Annotated in this window: 2 protein-coding genes; both read right to left on the reverse strand. The window is 47.2% G+C overall.

Going from position 1 to position 25911, the window contains the following annotated elements; all coding sequences use genetic code 11:
* A complete protein-coding gene (locus ACO067_RS14395) occupies nucleotides 1-1296 on the reverse strand; it encodes a gliding motility-associated C-terminal domain-containing protein (protein WP_421875143.1) in 1296 nt (431 codons plus the stop codon).
* Nucleotides 1296-25814, reverse strand: coding sequence for a hypothetical protein (locus ACO067_RS14400; protein WP_421875145.1), 24519 nt, complete (start codon nucleotides 25812-25814; stop codon nucleotides 1296-1298). Before ACO067_RS14400 ends, ACO067_RS14395 begins: the two co-directional genes overlap by 1 nt.
* Nucleotides 25815-25911: the final 97 nt, after the last annotated feature.

Here is a 25911-nt window from a genome sequence, read left to right on the forward strand (position 1 = left end):
TCATCTTTTTAATAAAATAGAGCCGGAGTATTCACGAATGATTTCAGGTTCGTATTGATAGGCATATTGCACAAACACGTAAAACACACCTGTTTCTTCTTCCTTGCCAGCTTTATTAATTCCATTCCAGCCTATCTGATTGGCTTCTTCAAACGTGTCAGCTTCATAGACCAGAATACTAAAGCGATTGTAAATCTTAATTTGAAAAGGACTATTGGCAATCAACTCCCCAAACACCCTATAGGATTGGTTCCTCTCGTCAGAAGCGCCTGGCGCGAATACGTTGGGGAAATAAATTTCTCCTTTGGGATCGATAGTCGGAGCAAGGCCTACCCCAAAGTATTTGGATTGACCAGACTCCTGCATGGCAATGGATTCACTACTGGAAATGATACCAAAAGTGATAGAATCAGTATCAAAGATGGATTCGATACCAAGTGAATGATAAACCCCCTGTATGGAATCAGCCACCGCAATCACCGGCGAATCATATTTCCTTCTAATGTTATTCTCATTATTGAACTGTTCCAGATCTTCTGCGGTGAAATCGATTTGCATGATGGCATGGTCTACAGCACCTTGGTTTAGCTGCACCTTCCATCTATTTTGATCAGATACACCTACCAAATCTTCCCCTGGAGCTCCTGTTGCTGGTTCGTGAATCATACTTACTTCCAGCTCGGTAGACCTACCGGTTCCTTGCATTTCCAGAAATGAGAAAGTGCCATAATAGCCACCATCGCCCACAGGAAAAATTCTGTAGCCAGTTCCGCGTGAGACAATTGCTCCATCGAAATAGGATTCGGACCCTGATGCATGGTTTATTTCTGCACTACTTTCTACAATCAATCTCGAGCCGTCGCTTACCGATAGTACTCCTTCCTCAAAATTCAACTCATCTGTTATTTTGATCGAATCAGCTGACAACTGGACATTGCCAAGTTTGCTAATAGTAAGCTTGGAAATGGGTAAGTACGTATTGGCAAATTGCTGAAATTCGCTTCCAGAAAAGATCAATTCCCCTTCTGTAGTGTTGAAGGTCCCTGCGTTCACCCAGTTTTTGAATAATTCGAGCGATCCATTATTGATAAAGAAACCCAGATTAGTGATGTTGCCTAAGGCCACAAAACTCCCCTCACTATTGACGTCCACACGGCCTTCATTATACAGATTGGTTCCCGAAGTGACAATAGCATTTGGCGCAATGGTCATCTCTGCATTGGATTGCAGGTACATATCCTGAGCCATTGCAACAGATGTAGACAAAAGGGACGCTATGACAAGACTCCTTTTCATTAATTGATTGATCTGTTTAGTTCTACCCAGTCACCTAAGGCATTATTCCACATGAGAGTGATTGTCGAGCCTATTTCACCGAATGTCGGAGCCCAATCTCCGTTGAGTCTTGTATTGACATTGTCAGATAAAACCAGACAAGGATCACCTCCTGAATTTTGACCACTCACAAATACGATTATGAGCATCTGTCCATCATTTACTCCATCCGTTAATGTGAAGCCTGTGCTTGACCCAGCATCAGCATCGGTGATATTGATTAAGGTTCTTGAGCCTACGGTCACCGAATTGCTAGCAGCTGTTAGTGACTCGGTATTTGGTGTAATGGTCACAGATGCCATCGTTTTGTTAGAAAGCGTCTGAGTCGCATTGTCCACAACCATCACACCATTGTTACCCGCCAAATCCGGCATTGCAATGGTAGACGATCCATTGGTAGGTGTGCCTGGGTCAAGGACCACTACATCTCCACCCATTCCAGCTGAACCTTCAAAAGTGATACTACCAACTATTTCTCCATTCATGACTATATCATCAGTAGAATCATCTCCAAGGTTAATTGGACCTGTAACGTTCAAGAAATCTGCAACCTCTAAAGTATCAGCCGTGATTATGCGAGCATCAATACTATCTGCATCAAGTGTATTGATGTTATTGATGGAGTTTGCATTTGCATCTTGATCATTTGATAAAATATCAGTTAAGGTCAGTGATTCAAAATCTGTACGGATGGCTGAAGCAGAATCAAGCAGCGCACTTCTCACATTAGCAGTTGAATCATTAATAGCAGAGATCAGATCAGCTCTCACATTGGTAGCTGTATCACCCAAAGAACTACGTATCGCAATGACCGAATCAGCAAGTGACAACCTGACCACATCAGCGGTATCGGAGATGGCATTGTAGAGATCCCCTTCGATGTTACCTAAGTCGGTTCGGATGGCCGAAGCAGAATCTAACAAAGCACTTCTGACATTAGCAGTAGAATCATTGATCGCAGAGATCAGGTCTGTTCTAATGGAAGCTGCTGTATCAAGTACTACCTGATCGTAATGTGTTCTGATGTCAGAAGCGGAATCCACCAAAGCCGAACGAACTGCAATGACCGAATCCGCCAGTGACAACCTGACCACATCAGCGGTATCGGAGATAGCATTGTAGAGATCCCCTTCGATGTTACCTAAGTCGGTACGGATGGCCGAAGCAGAATCGAGCAGCGCATCGCGAACGTTGGCAGTAGAATCATTGATCGCAGAGATCAGGTCTGTTCTAATAGAAGCAGCTGTATCAAGTACTACCTGATCGTAATGAGTTCTGATATCCGAGGCAGTGTCCACCAAAGCCGAACGAACTGCAATGACCGAATCGGCCAGCGACAACCTGACCACATCAGCGGTATCGGAGATGGCATTGTAGAGATCCCCTTCGATGTTACCTAAGTCGGTTCGGATGGCCGAAGCAGAATCTAACAAAGCACTTCTGACATTAGCAGTAGAATCATTGATCGCAGAGATCAGGTCTGTTCTAATGGAAGCTGCTGTATCAAGTACTACCTGATCGTAATGTGTTCTGATGTCAGAAGCGGAATCCACCAAAGCCGAACGAACTGCAATGACCGAATCCGCCAGTGACAACCTGACCACATCAGCGGTATCGGAGATAGCATTGTAAAGATCCCCTTCGATGTTACCTAAGTCGGTACGGATGGCCGAAGCAGAATCGAGCAGCGCATCGCGAACGTTGGCAGTAGAATCATTGATCGCAGAGATCAGGTCTGTTCTAATAGAAGCAGCTGTATCAAGTACTACCTGATCGTAATGAGTTCTGATATCCGAGGCAGTGTCCACCAAAGCCGAACGAACTGCAATGACCGAATCGGCCAGCGACAACCTGACCACATCAGCGGTATCGGAGATGGCATTGTAGAGATCCCCTTCGATGTTACCTAAGTCGGTACGGATGGCCGAAGCAGAATCGAGCAGCGCATCGCGAACGTTGGCAGTAGAATCATTGATCGCAGAGATCAGGTCTGTTCTAATAGAAGCAGCTGTATCAAGTACTACCTGATCGTAATGAGTTCTGATATCCGAGGCAGTGTCCACCAAAGCCGAACGAACTGCAATGACCGAATCGGCCAGCGACAACCTGACCACATCAGCGGTATCGGAGATGGCATTGTAGAGATCCCCTTCGATGTTACCTAAGTCGGTACGGATGGCCGAAGCAGAATCGAGCAGCGCATCGCGAACGTTGGCAGTAGAATCATTGATCGCAGAGATCAGGTCTGTTCTAATAGAAGCAGCTGTATCAAGTACTACCTGATCGTAATGAGTTCTGATATCCGAGGCAGTGTCCACCAAAGCCGAACGAACTGCAATGACCGAATCGGCCAGCGACAACCTGACCACATCAGCGGTATCGGAGATGGCATTGTAGAGATCCCCTTCGATGTTACCTAAGTCGGTACGGATGGCCGAAGCAGAATCGAGCAGCGCATCGCGAACGTTGGCAGTAGAATCATTGATCGCAGAGATCAGGTCTGTTCTAATGGAAGCTGCTGTATCAAGTACTACCTGATCGTAATGTGTTCTGATGTCAGAAGCGGAATCCACCAAAGCCGAACGAACTGCAATGACCGAATCCGCCAGTGACAACCTGACCACATCAGCGGTATCGGAGATAGCATTGTAAAGATCCCCTTCGATGTTACCTAAGTCGGTACGGATGGCCGAAGCAGAATCGAGCAGCGCATCGCGAACGTTGGCAGTAGAATCATTGATCGCAGAGATCAGGTCTGTTCTAATAGAAGCAGCTGTATCAAGTACTACCTGATCGTAATGAGTTCTGATATCCGAGGCAGTGTCCACCAAAGCCGAACGAACTGCAATGACCGAATCGGCCAGCGACAACCTGACCACATCAGCGGTATCGGAGATGGCATTGTAGAGATCCCCTTCGATGTTACCTAAGTCGGTACGGATGGCCGAAGCAGAATCGAGCAGCGCATCGCGAACGTTGGCAGTAGAATCATTGATCGCAGAGATCAGGTCTGTTCTAATAGAAGCAGCTGTATCAAGTACTACCTGATCGTAATGAGTTCTGATATCCGAGGCAGTGTCCACCAAAGCCGAACGAACTGCAATGACCGAATCGGCCAGCGACAACCTGACCACATCAGCGGTATCGGAGATGGCATTGTAGAGATCCCCTTCGATGTTACCTAAGTCGGTACGGATGGCCGAAGCAGAATCGAGCAGCGCATCGCGAACGTTGGCAGTAGAATCATTGATCGCAGAGATCAGGTCTGTTCTAATAGAAGCAGCTGTATCAAGTACTACCTGATCGTAATGAGTTCTGATATCCGAGGCAGTGTCCACCAAAGCCGAACGAACTGCAATGACCGAATCGGCCAGCGACAACCTGACCACATCAGCGGTATCGGAGATGGCATTGTAGAGATCCCATTCGATGTTACCTAAGTCGGTACGGATGGCCGAAGCAGAATCGAGCAGCGCATCGCGAACGTTGGCAGTAGAATCATTGATCGCAGAGATCAGGTCTGTTCTAATGGAAGCTGCTGTATCAAGTACTACCTGATCGTAATGTGTTCTGATGTCAGAAGCGGAATCCACCAAAGCCGAACGAACTGCAATGACCGAATCCGCCAGTGACAACCTGACCACATCAGCGGTATCGGAGATAGCATTGTAAAGATCCCCTTCGATGTTACCTAAGTCGGTACGGATGGCCGAAGCAGAATCGAGCAGCGCATCGCGAACGTTGGCAGTAGAATCATTGATCGCAGAGATCAGGTCTGTTCTAATAGAAGCAGCTGTATCAAGTACTACCTGATCGTAATGAGTTCTGATATCCGAGGCAGTGTCCACCAAAGCCGAACGAACTGCAATGACCGAATCGGCCAGCGACAACCTGACCACATCAGCGGTATCGGAGATGGCATTGTAGAGATCCCCTTCGATGTTACCTAAGTCGGTACGGATGGCCGAAGCAGAATCTAACAAAGCACTTCTGACATTAGCAGTAGAATCATTAATCGCAGAGATCAGATCAGCTCTTACATTGGTAGCTGTATCACCCAAAGAACTACGTATCGCAATCACCGAATCGGCCAGCGACAACCTGACCACATCAGCGGTATCGGAGATAGCGTTGTAGAGATCCCCTTCGATGTTACCTAAGTCGGTACGGATGGCCGAAGCAGAATCAAGCAAGGCATCTCGAACGTTGGCAGTTGAGTCGTTGATCGCAGAGATCAGGTCTGTTCTAATAGAAGCAGCTGTATCAAGTACTACCTGATCGTAATGAGTTCTGATATCCGAGGCAGTGTCCACCAAAGCCGAACGAACTGCAATGACCGAATCAGCCAGTGACAACCTGACCACATCAGCGGTATCGGAGATAGCGTTGTAGAGATTCCCTTCGATGTTACCTAAGTCGGTACGGATGGCCGAAGCAGAGTCTAACAAAGCACTTCTGACATTAGCAGTAGAATCATTGATCGCAGAGATCAGGTCTGTTCTAATGGAAGCTGCTGTATCAAGTACTACCTGATCGTAATGTGTTCTGATGTCAGAAGCGGAATCCACCAAAGCCGAACGAACTGCAATGACCGAATCGGCCAGCGACAACCTGACCACATCAGCGGTATCGGAGATGGCATTGTAGAGATCCCCTTCGATGTTACCTAAGTCGGTACGGATGGCCGAAGCAGAATCAAGCAAGGCATCTCGAACGTTGGCAGTTGAGTCGTTGATCGCAGAAATCAGGTCTGTTCTAATGGAAGCTGCCGTGTCTAGTACTACCTGATCGTAATGTGTTCTGATGTCAGAAGCGGAATCTACCAAAGCCGAACGAACTGCAATCACCGAATCAGCAAGCGACAACCTGACCACATCAGCGGTATCGGAGATGGCATTGTAGAGATCCCCTTCGATGTTACCTAAGTCGGTTCGGATGGCCGAAGCAGAATCTAACAAAGCACTTCTGACATTAGCAGTAGAATCATTAATCGCAGAGATCAGATCAGCTCTTACATTGGTAGCTGTATCACCCAAAGAACTACGTATCGCAATCACCGAATCGGCCAGCGACAACCTGACCACATCAGCGGTATCGGAGATAGCGTTGTAGAGATCCCCTTCGATGTTACCTAAGTCGGTACGGATGGCCGAAGCAGAATCAAGCAAGGCATCTCGAACGTTGGCAGTTGAGTCGTTGATCGCAGAGATCAGGTCTGTTCTAATGGAAGCTGCTGTATCAAGTACTACCTGATCGTAATGTGTTCTGATGTCAGAAGCGGAATCCACCAAAGCCGAACGAACTGCAATGACCGAATCGGCCAGCGACAACCTGACCACATCAGCGGTATCGGAGATGGCATTGTAGAGATCCCCTTCGATGTTACCTAAGTCGGTACGGATGGCCGAAGCAGAATCAAGCAAGGCATCTCGAACGTTGGCAGTTGAGTCGTTGATCGCAGAAATCAGGTCTGTTCTAATGGAAGCTGCCGTGTCTAGTACTACCTGATCGTAATGTGTTCTGATGTCAGAAGCGGAATCTACCAAAGCCGAACGAACTGCAATCACCGAATCAGCAAGCGACAACCTGACCACATCAGCGGTATCGGAGATGGCATTGTAGAGATCCCCTTCGATGTTACCTAAGTCGGTTCGGATGGCCGAAGCAGAATCTAACAAAGCACTTCTGACATTAGCAGTAGAATCATTAATCGCAGAGATCAGATCAGCTCTTACATTGGTAGCTGTATCACCCAAAGAACTACGTATCGCAATCACCGAATCGGCCAGCGACAACCTGACCACATCAGCGGTATCGGAGATAGCGTTGTAGAGATCCCCTTCGATGTTACCTAAGTCGGTACGGATGGCCGAAGCAGAATCAAGCAAGGCATCTCGAACGTTGGCAGTTGAGTCGTTGATCGCAGAGATCAGGTCTGTTCTAATGGAAGCTGCTGTATCGAGTACTACCTGATCGTAATGTGTTCTGATGTCAGAAGCGGAATCTACCAAAGCCGAACGAACTGCAATGACCGAATCAGCCAGTGACAACCTGACCACATCAGCGGTATCGGAGATGGCGTTGTAGAGATCCCCTTCGATGTTACCTAAATCGGTACGGATGGCCGAAGCAGAATCAAGCAGCGCATCGCGAATGTTAGCAGTTGAGTCGTTGATCGCAGAAATCAGGTCTGTTCTAATGGAAGCTGCCGTGTCTAGCACTACCTGATCGTAATGAGTTCTGATATCGGAAGCGGAATCTACTAGAGCACTTCTTACAGCAATGACCGAATCGGCCAGTGACAACCTGACCACATCAGCGGTATCGGAGATAGCGTTGTAGAGATCCCCTTCGATGTTGCCTAAGTCGGTTCGGATGGCCGAAGCAGAATCTAACAAAGCACTTCTGACATTAGCAGTAGAATCATTAATCGCAGAGATCAGATCAGCTCTTACATTGGTAGCTGTATCACCCAAAGAACTACGTATCGCAATCACCGAATCGGCCAGCGACAACCTGACCACATCAGCGGTATCGGAGATGGCATTGTAGAGATCCCCTTCGATGTTACCTAAGTCGGTACGGATGGCCGAAGCAGAGTCGAGCAGTGCATCTCGAACGTTGGCAGTCGAATCGTTGATCGCAGAAATCAGGTCTGTTCTAATGGAAGCTGCCGTGTCTAGTACTACCTGATTGTAATGAGTTCTGATGTCAGAAGCGGAATCTACCAAAGCCGAACGAACTGCAATGACCGAATCGGCCAGCGACAACCTGACCACATCAGCGGTATCGGAGATGGCATTGTAGAGATCCCCTTCGATGTTACCTAAGTCGGTACGGATGGCCGAAGCAGAATCAAGCAAGGCATCTCGAACGTTGGCAGTTGAGTCGTTGATCGCAGAAATCAGGTCTGTTCTAATGGAAGCTGCCGTGTCTAGTACTACCTGATCGTAATGTGTTCTGATGTCAGAAGCGGAATCTACCAAAGCCGAACGAACTGCAATCACCGAATCAGCAAGCGACAACCTGACCACATCAGCGGTATCGGAGATGGCATTGTAGAGATCCCCTTCGATGTTACCTAAGTCGGTTCGGATGGCCGAAGCAGAATCTAACAAAGCACTTCTGACATTAGCAGTAGAATCATTAATCGCAGAGATCAAATCTGTTCTAATGGAAGCTGCCGTGTCTAGCACTACCTGATCGTAATGAGTTCTGATATCGGAAGCGGAATCCACCAAAGCCGAACGAACTGCAATGACCGAATCTCGAAGTGCATTATAGATTGCAGTTGAGTCTTGCGTCGATTCATCTGCTAAGAAATTTGTAATAGCTAAAGCAGTAGCTAGCTGGTTGTCTGTTGGGCTAACTGTTAGATCTGTTGATATTTCATTTACATTAGTCCCTGAACTTAATTGAATTGCACCTCCTACAGACAGATCACCACCGGTAGAGATATCATCAGTTACGATGAGATCCGCACCGATTCGGGTATTGTTGGCTACAACAAGCGAATCTTCGATAGATACTCGTTGCGTGTTGATGGAATCGGAAACGATTGTTTCCTGCGCTGTTAGCACTCTTGTTCCGATCGAGTCAGCAGAGATGTCTTCGAGATCAAGATTACCAGTCAGGTTGATGTCACCACCTACGGTTAGGTCTTCAGTGATGTTGGCTGCCCGAATGTTGATAGAGTCAGCTTGTACATCATCCCCAACATACAGATCGGTTCCAACAGCCAGTCCATTAGCCGTACGAATGGAATCAGCGAGTACATCATCAGTTACGATGAGGTCAGCACCGATTCGGGTATTATTCGCAACGACCAGCGAATCAGTCACGTCAACCCGAGCTACATTCAAGCTATCGGCCACCACATTTTCAGTAGCAGTGATGACACGAGTACCGATCGAGTCAGCAGAGATGTCTTCCAGGTCGAGGTTACCAGTGAGGTTGATGTCACCACCTACGGTCAGATCTTCAGCGATGTTAGCTGCTCTGATGTTGATGGAGTCAGCTTGTACATCATCCCCAACATACAGGTCTGTACCGACAGCAAGACCGTTCAAAGTTCTAAGAGAATCAGCCAGCACATCATCAGTTACGATGAGGTCAGCACCGATTCGGGTGTTGTTGGCTACAACCAGCGAATCTTCGATGGAAACTCGTTGTGCATTGATAGAATCGGAAACGACATTTTCAGTAGCAGTGATGACACGAGTGCCGATCGAGTCAGCAGAGATGTCTTCGAGATCAAGATTACCAGTCAGGTTGATGTTGCCAGCCACAGAAAGATCACCACCGACATTGACATCATTGGTTACTTCAAGAGAATCTCCGATAGCCACTGCACCGGAAATGTTAGCTGCTCTGATGTTGATGGAGTCAGCTTGTACATCATCCCCAACATACAGGTCTGTACCGACAGCAAGACCGTTCAAAGTTCTAAGAGAATCAGCCAGCACATCATCAGTTACGATGAGGTCAGCACCGATTCGGGTATTATTCGCAACGACCAGCGAATCAGTCACGTCAACCCGAGCTACATTCAAGCTATCGGCCACCACATTTTCAGTAGCAGTGATGACACGAGTACCGATCGAGTCAGCAGAGATGTCTTCCAGATCGAGGTTACCAGTGAGGTTGATGTCACCACCAACTGTCAAGTCTTCAGTGATGTTGGCAGCTCTGATGTTGATGGAGTCGGCTTGTAAATCATCCCCAACGTACAGGTCTGTACCAACAGCAAGACCGTTCAAAGTTCTAAGAGAATCAGCCAGCACATCATCAGTTACGATGAGGTCAGCACCGATTCGGGTGTTGTTGGCTACAACCAGCGAATCTTCGATGGAAACTCGTTGTGCATTGATAGAATCGGAAACGACATTTTCAGTAGCAGTGATGACACGAGTGCCGATCGAGTCAGCAGAGATGTCTTCGAGATCAAGATTACCAGTCAGGTTGATGTTGCCAGCCACAGAAAGATCACCACCGACATTGACATCATTGGTTACTTCAAGAGAATCTCCGATAGCCACTGCACCGGAAATGTTAGCTGCTCTGATGTTGATGGAGTCAGCTTGTACATCATCCCCAACATACAGGTCGGTTCCAACAGCTAGTCCATTAGCCGTACGAATGGAATCAGCGAGTACATCATCAGTTACGATGAGGTCAGCACCGATTCGGGTATTGTTGGTAACGACCAGTGAATCAGTCACATCAACCCGAGCTACATTCAAGCTATCGGCCACCACATTTTCAGTAGCTGTAATGACACGAGTGCCGATCGAGTCGGCGGAGATGTCTTCGAGATCAAGATTACCAGTCAGGTTGATGTCACCACCAACTGTCAAGTCTTCAGCGATGTTAGCTGCCCGGATGTTGATGGAGTCAGCTTGTACATCATCGCCAACATACAGGTCTGTTCCTACAGCCAGTCCACTCAAGGTTCTAAGAGAATCAGCGAGTACATTATCAGTTACGATAAGATCCGCACCGATTCGGGTGTTGTTCGCAACGACCAGCGAATCTTCGATAGAGACTCTTTGTGCATTAATAGAATCCGAAACGATTGTTTCCTGCGCTGTTAGCACTCTTGTTCCGATCGAGTCAGCAGAGATGTCTTCGAGATCAAGATTACCAGTCAGGTTGATGTTGCCACCAACTGTCAAGTCTTCAGCGATGTTAGCTGCCCGGATGTTGATGGAGTCAGCTTGTACATCATCGCCAACATACAGGTCTGTACCGATAGCAAGACCGTTCAAAGTTCTAAGAGAATCAGCCAGTACATCATCGGTTACAATCAGATCCGCACCGATTCGGGTGTTATTCGCAACGACCAGCGAATCTTCGATAGAGACTCTTTGTGCATTAATAGAATCCGAAACGATTGTTTCCTGCGCTGTTAGCACTCTTGTTCCGATCGAGTCAGCAGAGATGTCTTCAAGATCCAGGTTTCCAGTGAGGTTGATGTCACCACCTACGGTTAGGTCTTCAGCGATGTTAGCTGCCCGGATGTTGATGGAGTCGGCTTGTACATCATCCCCAACATACAGGTCTGTTCCTACAGCCAGTCCACTCAAGGTTCTAAGTGAATCAGCCAGCACATCATCAGTTACGATGAGGTCAGCACCGATTCGGGTGTTGTTGGCTACAACCAGCGAATCTTCGATGGAAACTCGTTGTGCATTGATAGAATCGGAAACGACATTTTCAGTAGCAGTGATGACACGAGTGCCGATCGAGTCAGCAGAGATGTCTTCGAGATCAAGATTACCAGTCAGGTTGATGTTGCCAGCCACAGAAAGATCACCACCGACATTGACATCATTGGTTACTTCAAGAGAATCTCCGATAGCCACTGCACCGGAAATGTTAGCTGCTCTGATGTTGATGGAGTCAGCTTGTACATCATCCCCAACATACAGGTCTGTACCGACAGCAAGACCGTTCAAAGTTCTAAGAGAATCAGCCAGCACATCATCAGTTACGATGAGGTCAGCACCGATTCGGGTATTATTCGCAACGACCAGCGAATCAGTCACGTCAACCCGAGCTACATTCAAGCTATCGGCCACCACATTTTCAGTAGCAGTGATGACACGAGTACCGATCGAGTCAGCAGAGATGTCTTCCAGGTCGAGGTTACCAGTGAGGTTGATGTTGCCAGCCACAGAAAGATCACCACCGACATTGACATCATTGGTTACTTCAAGAGAATCTCCGATAGCCACTGCACCGGAAATGTTAGCTGCTCTGATGTTGATGGAGTCAGCTTGTACATCATCCCCAACATACAGGTCTGTACCGACAGCAAGACCGTTCAAAGTTCTAAGAGAATCAGCCAGCACATCATCAGTTACGATGAGGTCAGCACCGATTCGGGTGTTGTTGGCTACAACCAGCGAATCTTCGATGGAAACTCGTTGTGCATTGATAGAATCGGAAACGACATTTTCAGTAGCAGTGATGACACGAGTGCCGATCGAGTCAGCGGAAATGTCTTCCAGGTCGAGGTTTCCAGTGAGGTTGATGTCACCACCTACGGTCAGATCTTCAGCGATGTTAGCTGCTCTGATGTTGATGGAGTCAGCTTGTACATCATCCCCAACATACAGGTCTGTACCGACAGCAAGACCGTTCAAAGTTCTAAGAGAATCAGCCAGCACATCATCAGTTACGATGAGGTCAGCACCGATTCGGGTATTGTTGGCTACAACAAGCGAATCAGTCACATCAACCCGAGCTACATTCAAGCTATCGGCCACCACATTTTCAGTAGCTGTGATCACCCGTGTTCCGATGGAGTCAGCGGAAATGTCTTCCAGATCCAGGTTACCAGTTAGGTTGATGTCACCACCTACGGTCAAGTCTTCAGTGATGTTGGCTGCCCGAATGTTGATAGAGTCAGCTTGTACATCATCGCCAACATACAGGTCGGTTCCAACAGCTAGTCCATTAGCCGTACGAATGGAATCAGCGAGTACATCATCAGTTACGATGAGGTCAGCACCGATTCGGGTATTGTTCGCAACGACCAGCGAATCTTCGATGGAAACTCGTTGTGCATTGATAGAATCGGAAACTACATTTTCAGAAGCAGTGATGACACGAGTACCGATTGAGTCGGCTGAAATGTCTTCAAGATCCAGGTTACCAGTTAGGTTGATGTCACCACCTACGGTCAAGTCTTCAGTGATGTTGGCTGCCCGAATGTTGATAGAGTCAGCTTGTACATCATCGCCAACATACAGGTCGGTTCCAACAGCTAGTCCATTAGCCGTACGAATGGAATCAGCGAGTACATCATCAGTTACGATGAGGTCAGCACCGATTCGGGTATTATTCGCAACGACCAGCGAATCAGTCACGTCAACCCGAGCTACATTCAAGCTATCGGCCACCACATTTTCAGTAGCAGTGATGACACGAGTACCGATCGAGTCAGCAGAGATGTCTTCCAGGTCGAGGTTACCAGTGAGGTTGATGTCACCACCTACGGTCAGATCTTCAGCGATGTTAGCTGCCCGGATGTTGATGGAGTCGGCTTGTACATCATCCCCAACATACAGGTCTGTACCGACAGCAAGACCGTTCAAAGTTCTAAGAGAATCCGCCAGTACATCATCAGTTACGATAAGATCCGCACCGATTCGGGTATTGTTGGCTACAACTAAGGAATCTTCGATAGAGACTCTTTGCGCATTGATGGAATCGGCCACCACATTTTCAGTAGCAGTGATGACACGAGTACCGATCGAGTCAGCAGAGATGTCTTCCAGGTCGAGGTTACCAGTTAGGTTGATGTTGCCAGCCACAGAAAGATCACCACCGACATTGACATCATTGGTTACTTCAAGAGAATCTCCGATAGCCACTGCACCGGAAATGTTGGCTGCTCTGATGTTAATGGAGTCAGCTTGTACATCATCGCCAACATACAGGTCGGTTCCAACAGCTAGTCCATTAGCCGTACGAATGGAATCAGCGAGTACATCATCAGTTACGATGAGGTCAGCACCGATTCGGGTATTATTCGCAACGACCAGCGAATCAGTCACGTCAACCCGAGCTACATTCAAGCTATCGGCCACCACATTTTCAGTAGCAGTGATGACACGAGTACCGATCGAGTCAGCAGAGATGTCTTCCAGGTCGAGGTTACCAGTGAGGTTGATGTCACCACCTACGGTCAGATCTTCAGCGATGTTAGCTGCCCGGATGTTGATGGAGTCGGCTTGTACATCATCCCCAACATACAGGTCTGTACCGACAGCAAGACCGTTCAAAGTTCTAAGAGAATCCGCCAGTACATCATCAGTTACGATAAGATCCGCACCGATTCGGGTATTGTTGGCTACAACTAAGGAATCTTCGATAGAGACTCTTTGCGCATTGATGGAATCGGCCACCACATTTTCAGTAGCAGTGATGACACGAGTACCGATCGAGTCAGCAGAGATGTCTTCCAGGTCGAGGTTACCAGTTAGGTTGATGTTGCCAGCCACAGAAAGATCACCACCGACATTGACATCATTGGTTACTTCAAGAGAATCTCCGATAGCCACTGCACCGGAAATGTTGGCTGCTCTGATGTTAATGGAGTCAGCTTGTACATCATCCCCAACATACAGGTCTGTACCGACAGCAAGACCGTTCAAAGTTCTAAGAGAATCAGCCAGCACATCATCAGTTACGATAAGATCCGCACCGATTCGGGTATTATTCGCAACGACCAGCGAATCAGTCACGTCAACCCGAGCTACATTCAAGCTATCGGCCACCACATTTTCAGTAGCAGTGATGACACGAGTACCGATCGAGTCAGCAGAGATGTCTTCCAGGTCGAGGTTACCAGTTAGGTTGATGTTGCCAGCCACAGAAAGATCACCACCGACATTGACATCATTGGTTACTTCAAGAGAATCTCCGATAGCCACTGCACCGGAAATGTTAGCTGCCCGGATGTTAATGGAGTCGGCTTGCACATCATCCCCAACATACAGGTCGGTTCCTACAGCCAGACCACTCAAAGTTCTAAGAGAATCAGCGAGTACATCATCAGTTACGATGAGGTCAGCACCGATTCGGGTATTGTTCGCAACGACAAGCGAATCTTCGATGGAAACTCGTTGTGCATTGATAGAATCGGAAACTACATTTTCAGAAGCAGTGATGACACGAGTACCGATTGAGTCGGCTGAAATGTCTTCAAGATCCAGGTTACCAGTTAGGTTGATGTCACCACCTACGGTCAAGTCTTCAGTGATGTTGGCTGCCCGAATGTTGATAGAGTCAGCTTGTACATCATCGCCAACATACAGGTCGGTTCCAACAGCTAGTCCATTAGCCGTACGAATGGAATCAGCGAGTACATCATCAGTTACGATGAGGTCAGCACCGATTCGGGTATTGTTCGCAACGACCAGCGAATCAGTCACGTCAACCCGAGCTACATTCAAGCTATCGGCCACCACATTTTCAGTAGCAGTGATCACCCGTGTTCCGATCGAGTCAGCGGAAATATCTTCGAGATCCAGGTTTCCAGTGAGGTTGATGTCACCACCAACTGTCAAGTCTTCAGCGATGTTGGCTGCTCTAATGTTAATGGAGTCGGCTTGCACATCATCCCCAACATACAGGTCGGTTCCTACAGCCAGACCACTCAAAGTTCTAAGAGAATCAGCCAGCACATCATCAGTTACGATAAGATCCGCACCGATTCGGGTATTATTCGCAACGACCAGCGAATCAGTCACGTCAACCCGAGCTACATTCAAGCTATCAGCCACCACATTTTCAGTAGCAGTGATCACCCGTGTTCCAATCGAGTCGGCGGAAATATCTTCGAGATCCAGGTTACCAGTGAGGTTGATGTCACCACCTACGGTCAGATCTTCAGCGATGTTAGCTGCTCTGATGTTGATGGAGTCAGCTTGTACATCATCCCCAACATACAGGTCTGTACCGACAGCAAGACCGTTCAAAGTTCTAAGAGAATCAGCCAGCACATCATCAGTTACGATGAGGTCAGCACCGATTCGGGTGTTGTTGGCTACAACCAGCGAATCTTCGATGGAAACTCGTTGTGCATTGATAGAATCGGAAACGACATTTTCAGTAGCAGTGATGACACGAGTGCCGATCGAGTCAGCAGAGATGTCTTCGAGATCAAGATTACCAGTCAGGTTGATGTTGCCAGCCACAGAAAGATCACCACCGACATTGACATCATTGGTTACTTCAAGAGAATCTCCGATAGCCACTGCACCGGAAATGTTAGCTGCTCTGATGTTGATGGAGTCAGCTTGTACATCATCCCCAACATACAGGTCTGTACCGACAGCAAGACCGTTCAAAGTTCTAAGAGAATCAGCCAGCACATCATCAGTTACGATGAGATCCGCACCGATTCGGGTATTGTTGGCTACAACAAGCGAATCTTCGATAGATACTCGTTGCGTGTTGATGGAATCGGAAACGATTGTTTCCTGCGCTGTTAGCACTCTTGTTCCGATCGAGTCAGCAGAGATGTCTTCGAGATCAAGATTACCAGTCAGGTTGATGTCACCACCTACGGTTAGGTCTTCAGTGATGTTGGCTGCCCGAATGTTGATAGAGTCAGCTTGTACATCATCCCCAACATACAGATCGGTTCCAACAGCCAGTCCATTAGCCGTACGAATGGAATCAGCGAGTACATCATCAGTTACGATGAGGTCAGCACCGATTCGGGTATTATTCGCAACGACCAGCGAATCAGTCACGTCAACCCGAGCTACATTCAAGCTATCGGCCACCACATTTTCAGTAGCAGTGATGACACGAGTACCGATCGAGTCAGCAGAGATGTCTTCCAGGTCGAGGTTACCAGTGAGGTTGATGTCACCACCTACGGTCAGATCTTCAGCGATGTTAGCTGCTCTGATGTTGATGGAGTCAGCTTGTACATCATCCCCAACATACAGGTCTGTACCGACAGCAAGACCGTTCAAAGTTCTAAGAGAATCAGCCAGCACATCATCAGTTACGATGAGGTCAGCACCGATTCGGGTGTTGTTGGCTACAACCAGCGAATCTTCGATGGAAACTCGTTGTGCATTGATAGAATCGGAAACGACATTTTCAGTAGCAGTGATGACACGAGTGCCGATCGAGTCAGCAGAGATGTCTTCGAGATCAAGATTACCAGTCAGGTTGATGTTGCCAGCCACAGAAAGATCACCACCGACATTGACATCATTGGTTACTTCAAGAGAATCTCCGATAGCCACTGCACCGGAAATGTTAGCTGCTCTGATGTTGATGGAGTCAGCTTGTACATCATCCCCAACATACAGGTCTGTACCGACAGCAAGACCGTTCAAAGTTCTAAGAGAATCAGCCAGCACATCATCAGTTACGATGAGGTCAGCACCGATTCGGGTATTATTCGCAACGACCAGCGAATCAGTCACGTCAACCCGAGCTACATTCAAGCTATCGGCCACCACATTTTCAGTAGCAGTGATGACACGAGTACCGATCGAGTCAGCAGAGATGTCTTCCAGGTCGAGGTTACCAGTGAGGTTGATGTCACCACCTACGGTCAGATCTTCAGCGATGTTAGCTGCTCTGATGTTGATGGAGTCAGCTTGTACATCATCCCCAACATACAGGTCTGTACCGACAGCAAGACCGTTCAAAGTTCTAAGAGAATCAGCCAGCACATCATCAGTTACGATGAGGTCAGCACCGATTCGGGTGTTGTTGGCTACAACCAGCGAATCTTCGATGGAAACTCGTTGTGCATTGATAGAATCGGAAACGACATTTTCAGTAGCAGTGATGACACGAGTGCCGATCGAGTCAGCAGAGATGTCTTCGAGATCAAGATTACCAGTCAGGTTGATGTTGCCAGCCACAGAAAGATCACCACCGACATTGACATCATTGGTTACTTCAAGAGAATCTCCGATAGCCACTGCACCGGAAATGTTAGCTGCTCTGATGTTGATGGAGTCAGCTTGTACATCATCCCCAACATACAGGTCTGTACCGACAGCAAGACCGTTCAAAGTTCTAAGAGAATCAGCCAGCACATCATCAGTTACGATGAGGTCAGCACCGATTCGGGTATTATTCGCAACGACCAGCGAATCAGTCACGTCAACCCGAGCTACATTCAAGCTATCGGCCACCACATTTTCAGTAGCAGTGATGACACGAGTACCGATCGAGTCAGCAGAGATGTCTTCCAGGTCGAGGTTACCAGTGAGGTTGATGTCACCACCTACGGTCAGATCTTCAGCGATGTTAGCTGCTCTGATGTTGATGGAGTCAGCTTGTACATCATCCCCAACATACAGGTCTGTACCGACAGCAAGACCGTTCAAAGTTCTAAGAGAATCAGCCAGCACATCATCAGTTACGATGAGGTCAGCACCGATTCGGGTGTTGTTGGCTACAACCAGCGAATCTTCGATGGAAACTCGTTGTGCATTGATAGAATCGGAAACGACATTTTCAGTAGCAGTGATGACACGAGTGCCGATCGAGTCAGCAGAGATGTCTTCGAGATCAAGATTACCAGTCAGGTTGATGTTGCCAGCCACAGAAAGATCACCACCGACATTGACATCATTGGTTACTTCAAGAGAATCTCCGATAGCCACTGCACCGGAAATGTTAGCTGCTCTGATGTTGATGGAGTCAGCTTGTACATCATCCCCAACATACAGGTCTGTACCGACAGCAAGACCGTTCAAAGTTCTAAGAGAATCAGCCAGCACATCATCAGTTACGATGAGGTCAGCACCGATTCGGGTGTTGTTGGCTACAACCAGCGAATCTTCGATGGAAACTCGTTGTGCATTGATAGAATCGGAAACGACATTTTCAGTAGCAGTGATGACACGAGTGCCGATCGAGTCAGCGGAAATGTCTTCCAGGTCGAGGTTTCCAGTGAGGTTGATGTCACCACCTACGGTCAGATCTTCAGCGATGTTAGCTGCTCTGATGTTGATGGAGTCAGCTTGTACATCATCCCCAACATACAGGTCTGTACCGACAGCAAGACCGTTCAAAGTTCTAAGAGAATCAGCCAGCACATCATCAGTTACGATGAGGTCAGCACCGATTCGGGTATTGTTGGCTACAACAAGCGAATCAGTCACATCAACCCGAGCTACATTCAAGCTATCGGCCACCACATTTTCAGTAGCTGTGATCACCCGTGTTCCGATGGAGTCAGCGGAAATGTCTTCCAGATCCAGGTTACCAGTTAGGTTGATGTCACCACCTACGGTCAAGTCTTCAGTGATGTTGGCTGCCCGAATGTTGATAGAGTCAGCTTGTACATCATCGCCAACATACAGGTCGGTTCCAACAGCTAGTCCATTAGCCGTACGAATGGAATCAGCGAGTACATCATCAGTTACGATGAGGTCAGCACCGATTCGGGTATTGTTCGCAACGACCAGCGAATCTTCGATGGAAACTCGTTGTGCATTGATAGAATCGGAAACTACATTTTCAGAAGCAGTGATGACACGAGTACCGATTGAGTCGGCTGAAATGTCTTCAAGATCCAGGTTACCAGTTAGGTTGATGTCACCACCTACGGTCAAGTCTTCAGTGATGTTGGCTGCCCGAATGTTGATAGAGTCAGCTTGTACATCATCGCCAACATACAGGTCGGTTCCAACAGCTAGTCCATTAGCCGTACGAATGGAATCAGCGAGTACATCATCAGTTACGATGAGGTCAGCACCGATTCGGGTATTATTCGCAACGACCAGCGAATCAGTCACGTCAACCCGAGCTACATTCAAGCTATCGGCCACCACATTTTCAGTAGCAGTGATGACACGAGTACCGATCGAGTCAGCAGAGATGTCTTCCAGGTCGAGGTTACCAGTGAGGTTGATGTCACCACCTACGGTCAGATCTTCAGCGATGTTAGCTGCCCGGATGTTGATGGAGTCGGCTTGTACATCATCCCCAACATACAGGTCTGTACCGACAGCAAGACCGTTCAAAGTTCTAAGAGAATCCGCCAGTACATCATCAGTTACGATAAGATCCGCACCGATTCGGGTATTGTTGGCTACAACTAAGGAATCTTCGATAGAGACTCTTTGCGCATTGATGGAATCGGCCACCACATTTTCAGTAGCAGTGATGACACGAGTACCGATCGAGTCAGCAGAGATGTCTTCCAGGTCGAGGTTACCAGTTAGGTTGATGTTGCCAGCCACAGAAAGATCACCACCGACATTGACATCATTGGTTACTTCAAGAGAATCTCCGATAGCCACTGCACCGGAAATGTTGGCTGCTCTGATGTTAATGGAGTCAGCTTGTACATCATCGCCAACATACAGGTCGGTTCCAACAGCTAGTCCATTAGCCGTACGAATGGAATCAGCGAGTACATCATCAGTTACGATGAGGTCAGCACCGATTCGGGTATTATTCGCAACGACCAGCGAATCAGTCACGTCAACCCGAGCTACATTCAAGCTATCGGCCACCACATTTTCAGTAGCAGTGATGACACGAGTACCGATCGAGTCAGCAGAGATGTCTTCCAGGTCGAGGTTACCAGTGAGGTTGATGTCACCACCTACGGTCAGATCTTCAGCGATGTTAGCTGCCCGGATGTTGATGGAGTCGGCTTGTACATCATCCCCAACATACAGGTCTGTACCGACAGCAAGACCGTTCAAAGTTCTAAGAGAATCCGCCAGTACATCATCAGTTACGATAAGATCCGCACCGATTCGGGTATTGTTGGCTACAACTAAGGAATCTTCGATAGAGACTCTTTGCGCATTGATGGAATCGGCCACCACATTTTCAGTAGCAGTGATGACACGAGTACCGATCGAGTCAGCAGAGATGTCTTCCAGGTCGAGGTTACCAGTTAGGTTGATGTTGCCAGCCACAGAAAGATCACCACCGACATTGACATCATTGGTTACTTCAAGAGAATCTCCGATAGCCACTGCACCGGAAATGTTGGCTGCTCTGATGTTAATGGAGTCAGCTTGTACATCATCCCCAACATACAGGTCTGTACCGACAGCAAGACCGTTCAAAGTTCTAAGAGAATCAGCCAGCACATCATCAGTTACGATAAGATCCGCACCGATTCGGGTATTATTCGCAACGACCAGCGAATCAGTCACGTCAACCCGAGCTACATTCAAGCTATCGGCCACCACATTTTCAGTAGCAGTGATGACACGAGTACCGATCGAGTCAGCAGAGATGTCTTCCAGGTCGAGGTTACCAGTTAGGTTGATGTTGCCAGCCACAGAAAGATCACCACCGACATTGACATCATTGGTTACTTCAAGAGAATCTCCGATAGCCACTGCACCGGAAATGTTAGCTGCCCGGATGTTAATGGAGTCGGCTTGCACATCATCCCCAACATACAGGTCGGTTCCTACAGCCAGACCACTCAAAGTTCTAAGAGAATCAGCGAGTACATCATCAGTTACGATGAGGTCAGCACCGATTCGGGTATTGTTCGCAACGACAAGCGAATCTTCGATGGAAACTCGTTGTGCATTGATAGAATCGGAAACTACATTTTCAGAAGCAGTGATGACACGAGTACCGATTGAGTCGGCTGAAATGTCTTCAAGATCCAGGTTACCAGTTAGGTTGATGTCACCACCTACGGTCAAGTCTTCAGTGATGTTGGCTGCCCGAATGTTGATAGAGTCAGCTTGTACATCATCGCCAACATACAGGTCGGTTCCAACAGCTAGTCCATTAGCCGTACGAATGGAATCAGCGAGTACATCATCAGTTACGATGAGGTCAGCACCGATTCGGGTATTGTTCGCAACGACCAGCGAATCAGTCACGTCAACCCGAGCTACATTCAAGCTATCGGCCACCACATTTTCAGTAGCAGTGATCACCCGTGTTCCGATCGAGTCAGCGGAAATATCTTCGAGATCCAGGTTTCCAGTGAGGTTGATGTCACCACCAACTGTCAAGTCTTCAGCGATGTTGGCTGCTCTAATGTTAATGGAGTCGGCTTGCACATCATCCCCAACATACAGGTCGGTTCCTACAGCCAGACCACTCAAAGTTCTAAGAGAATCAGCCAGCACATCATCAGTTACGATAAGATCCGCACCGATTCGGGTATTATTCGCAACGACCAGCGAATCAGTCACGTCAACCCGAGCTACATTCAAGCTATCAGCCACCACATTTTCAGTAGCAGTGATCACCCGTGTTCCAATCGAGTCGGCGGAAATATCTTCGAGATCCAGGTTACCAGTGAGGTTGATGTCACCACCTACGGTCAGATCTTCAGCGATGTTAGCTGCTCTGATGTTGATGGAGTCAGCTTGTACATCATCCCCAACATACAGGTCTGTACCAACAGCAAGACCGTTCAAAGTTCTAAGAGAATCAGCGAGTACATCATCAGTTACGATGAGATCCGCACCGATTCGGGTGTTGTTGGCTACAACAAGCGAATCTTCGATAGATACTCTTTGCGCATTGATGGAATCGGAAACGACATTTTCAGTAGCAGTGATGACACGAGTGCCGATCGAGTCAGCAGAGATGTCTTCCAGATCCAGGTTACCAGTGAGGTTGATGTCACCACCTACGGTCAAGTCTTCAGAAATGTTAGCAGCTCTGATGTTGATAGAGTCAGCTTGTACATCATCGCCAACATACAGGTCTGTACCGACAGTCAGACCATTCAAAGTTCTAAGAGAATCCGCCAGTACATCATCAGTTACGATGAGGTCCGCACCGATTCGGGTATTATTCGCAACGACCAGCGAATCAGTCACATCAACCCGAGCTACATTCAAGCTATCAGCCACCACATTTTCAGTAGCAGTGATCACCCGTGTTCCAATCGAGTCGGCGGAAATATCTTCGAGATCCAGGTTACCAGTGAGGTTGATGTCACCACCTACGGTCAGATCTTCAGTGATGTTGGCTGCTCTCATGTTAATGGAGTCAGCTTGTACATCATCCCCAACATACAGGTCTTGACCAATTCTTGTGTTGGTGTCAACAACCAAACTATCATCGACATTTAGTACACCTCCAATATTGGCATTAGTACCTACAACCAGACTGTCAACTACCTCTAAATCTTCCAGAATTTTAACATCAGTTTGGAATTCTGCGTATTCATCTACCGTAAGAATTCCTCTTATTCTGGTTTCAAGTGTAGAAGCCGAGAGAGAAACAGGACCGCTCACAAAGAGACCACCATCGTTGATAAAACGTATTTGTTCAGTTCCACTTACTTCAAAATCAGCATCATCCACATTGATATTGGAACCTTCAACAGCATCATCCTGAATAATTGCTTCACCATCATTCATGATCCACAGGTCCCCATTGATGAATTGGGTAGTGATACTACCTGAGGTAGATGATCCTCCGATTACAAATCCACCACGACCTGACGCAACATTGTCGACAGCCACAGGAAGTTGAACGGTTCCACCAGCTGTTCCAATGAACATATTTCCTTGATTCAAAGTGGCTTGTTGGAATGCTGATCTAGGTTCGAACGTAACATTACCACTAGCATCAGTCACCACTACACTTGATGTATTGGTGGTAATAAAACTTGGAACATAAAACTGAGTTGGACCAAAACCACCAAAATCAATGGTGGTGGTTGATTGTTGTGCTACCATCAATCCACGACCGTTTGCAGTTTGTGTTCCCAGTAATCTATCTGCTAGAATGGAGGTCCGCTCGACTTTACGGTTATTGATAGCTCCATCTTTAATGTCTTCATTGATAATGCCACCGTTCTTAATGTTTAAAGAATCTATTGTTTCCAAGGCCACGTCATCACCAATGATTGTTCTATTCAGAATAGAATTCGATTCAACCGCCCCGGTAGCTATGTCTTCATTGATTATGGATGCATTTTCGATTTCTGAAGTGCCAACTGCACCCACTTCTATTTCACCAGATTGAATGGCATCTGTGCCCAGGTCTACTTCACCAGTAGCTTTCAAATCTCCAGTAGAAATGGAGTCAGCAGTGAGATTAGTTAAATCTATGTCTCCACCTACTGTTAGGTTTTCATCAATATTGACAGCCCTTACATTAATGGAATCTGCAGAGATGTCATCTGTAACGTAAAGATCCGTTCCCACAGAGAGACCATTAGTTGTTTTGAGGGAATCCGCGGATATGTCATCAGTTACCACCAGATCAGTACCAACCGATATACCACCAAGAGTACGCAAGGAATCAGCAAGTACATCATCAGTTACAATCAGATCTTGCCCTACTCTTACATCATTGGTAACATCCAGATCATCCCCGACTTCCAGGGCTCCATCAATGTTGGCATTACCTTGCACGTTCAAGCTGTCTTCAGATACAATGGTCTCCTGGGCTGTCAACACCCGTGTGCTAATAGAATCCGAAGAAATATCTTCTAGATCAAGATTGCCAGCAAGGTCAATATTCCCACCGACAGTTAAATTTTCTTCAATACTGGCAGCTCTAATGTTGATGGAGTCTGCTGAGATGTCATCTACTACCTCAAGGTCAGTCCCAACAACCAGACCATTAGTAGTTCTAATAGAATCGGCCTGCAAATTTTCAGAGACTAGGAGGTCTCTCCCAATTCGCGCGTTATTGGCTACAGTGAGACTGTCGCCAATCTCTATAGAACCATCGATATTGGCATTACCTTCGATACTCAAACTATCCTCAGAAACAATAGTCTCCTTGGCGGTCAGAACTCGAGCTCCAATAGAATCAGCCGAAATATCTTCTAATTCCAGGTTGCCTGCCAGATCCAAATTGCCCTCGACTGCCAGGTCACCACCTACATTGACATTATTGGTAACATTCAGACTATCACCTATGGCTAAGGCTCCATCGATATTAGCATTGCCCTCTACATTAAGACTGTCCTCACTCGTCAGCAAATCAGTGGCCGTTAGGTTAGTGAACGTACCTGCTGCCGGAGTTTCCTGACCAATAGGGGTATCATTAATCTCAGCACCATCTATGGCCAGTTGATCTGTATTGATCGTTAAGGTGTCGGCATTTATTAAGAATTGATCAGAAACATTGAGGTTCAGCGAACCATCAGTTTTTTGGCCAATACCATCGCCAGCTACATCTTGATTAATCTTGCCTGCGGTAATGGCGTCATCAGCTATATCACTCGTCTGAATGGTCAGGTCTTTTATTTCAAAACTTATTGCGGTGCCAGTATTTGTAATATTCAGATCACCGACTGTTGGTAGTCCTAGTGCGCGATTATTCTCATCACCAATGAAGAGTTGATTTTGATTCAACGATGGGGTGAGAAATATATCTTCATCTGCCCAATAGAGAGCTCCTGTGGCATCAGTAGCCAGCACCTTGCTGATATTGCCCTCTGTATTGAGCTTGCTTATGGTTATTGTCTGATCAGCGATATCTTCATTGATGATAGATAGATCAGTAATATTGGATGATCCGATGATGATTGGGATTTCCACAATATCCCTTACTCGCCCGTCTGAGTCGAGTGTAATAGTGATTACGGTGCTTTCTGTCCCAAAGCTAGTTTCCCCAGTTATATCCAACACCTGATCCAAAGCAGCTTTATCTACCACATTGTCGCGAATGGTGACATTTGGGAACGTGCCTTCCAGATCACCGCCAGCTTGTGTTTCGCTCAATATGCCCAATCCGGCTTTCCATCCTGAAGTGTGCCAGTAGAAGAATTGATTGAGGGTTTCGTCATATACAATTAGCCCCAATTCAGATGAACTAAGGTTCGACACCATGTCCAATCTTTGGGCGGTAGACAACTTTGGTACCAGTAATCCTTGATTGCTTCTTGGGGAAACCAATTCTAAAACAGCATTGGCATTAGGACTTCTAGTATTTATACCTACAGAATTATCTTGTCCAAATGCGGGAATGGTGAATAGACCGTACCCAAGAAGGCACAGAATAATCAGTCTTTTCATAATTAGGCGGTTGACGTATGATCAATCTTATAATCCGGTGGTTATATAATTCTTCAGGATATCCAGTATCTTAGAATAATACAAAATAAAATACTCT

The sequence above is a fragment of the Marinoscillum sp. genome (genome assembly GCF_965229915.1).
Taxonomy (GTDB): domain Bacteria; phylum Bacteroidota; class Bacteroidia; order Cytophagales; family Cyclobacteriaceae; genus Marinoscillum.

Coding starts and splice junctions, on each gene's coding strand:
- ACO067_RS14395 (WP_421875143.1), bottom strand. CDS start 1,296: ATGAAAAGGAGTCTTGTCATAGCGTCCCTTTTGTCTACATCTGTTGCA.
- ACO067_RS14400 (WP_421875145.1), bottom strand. CDS start 25,814: ATGAAAAGACTGATTATTCTGTGCCTTCTTGGGTACGGTCTATTCACC.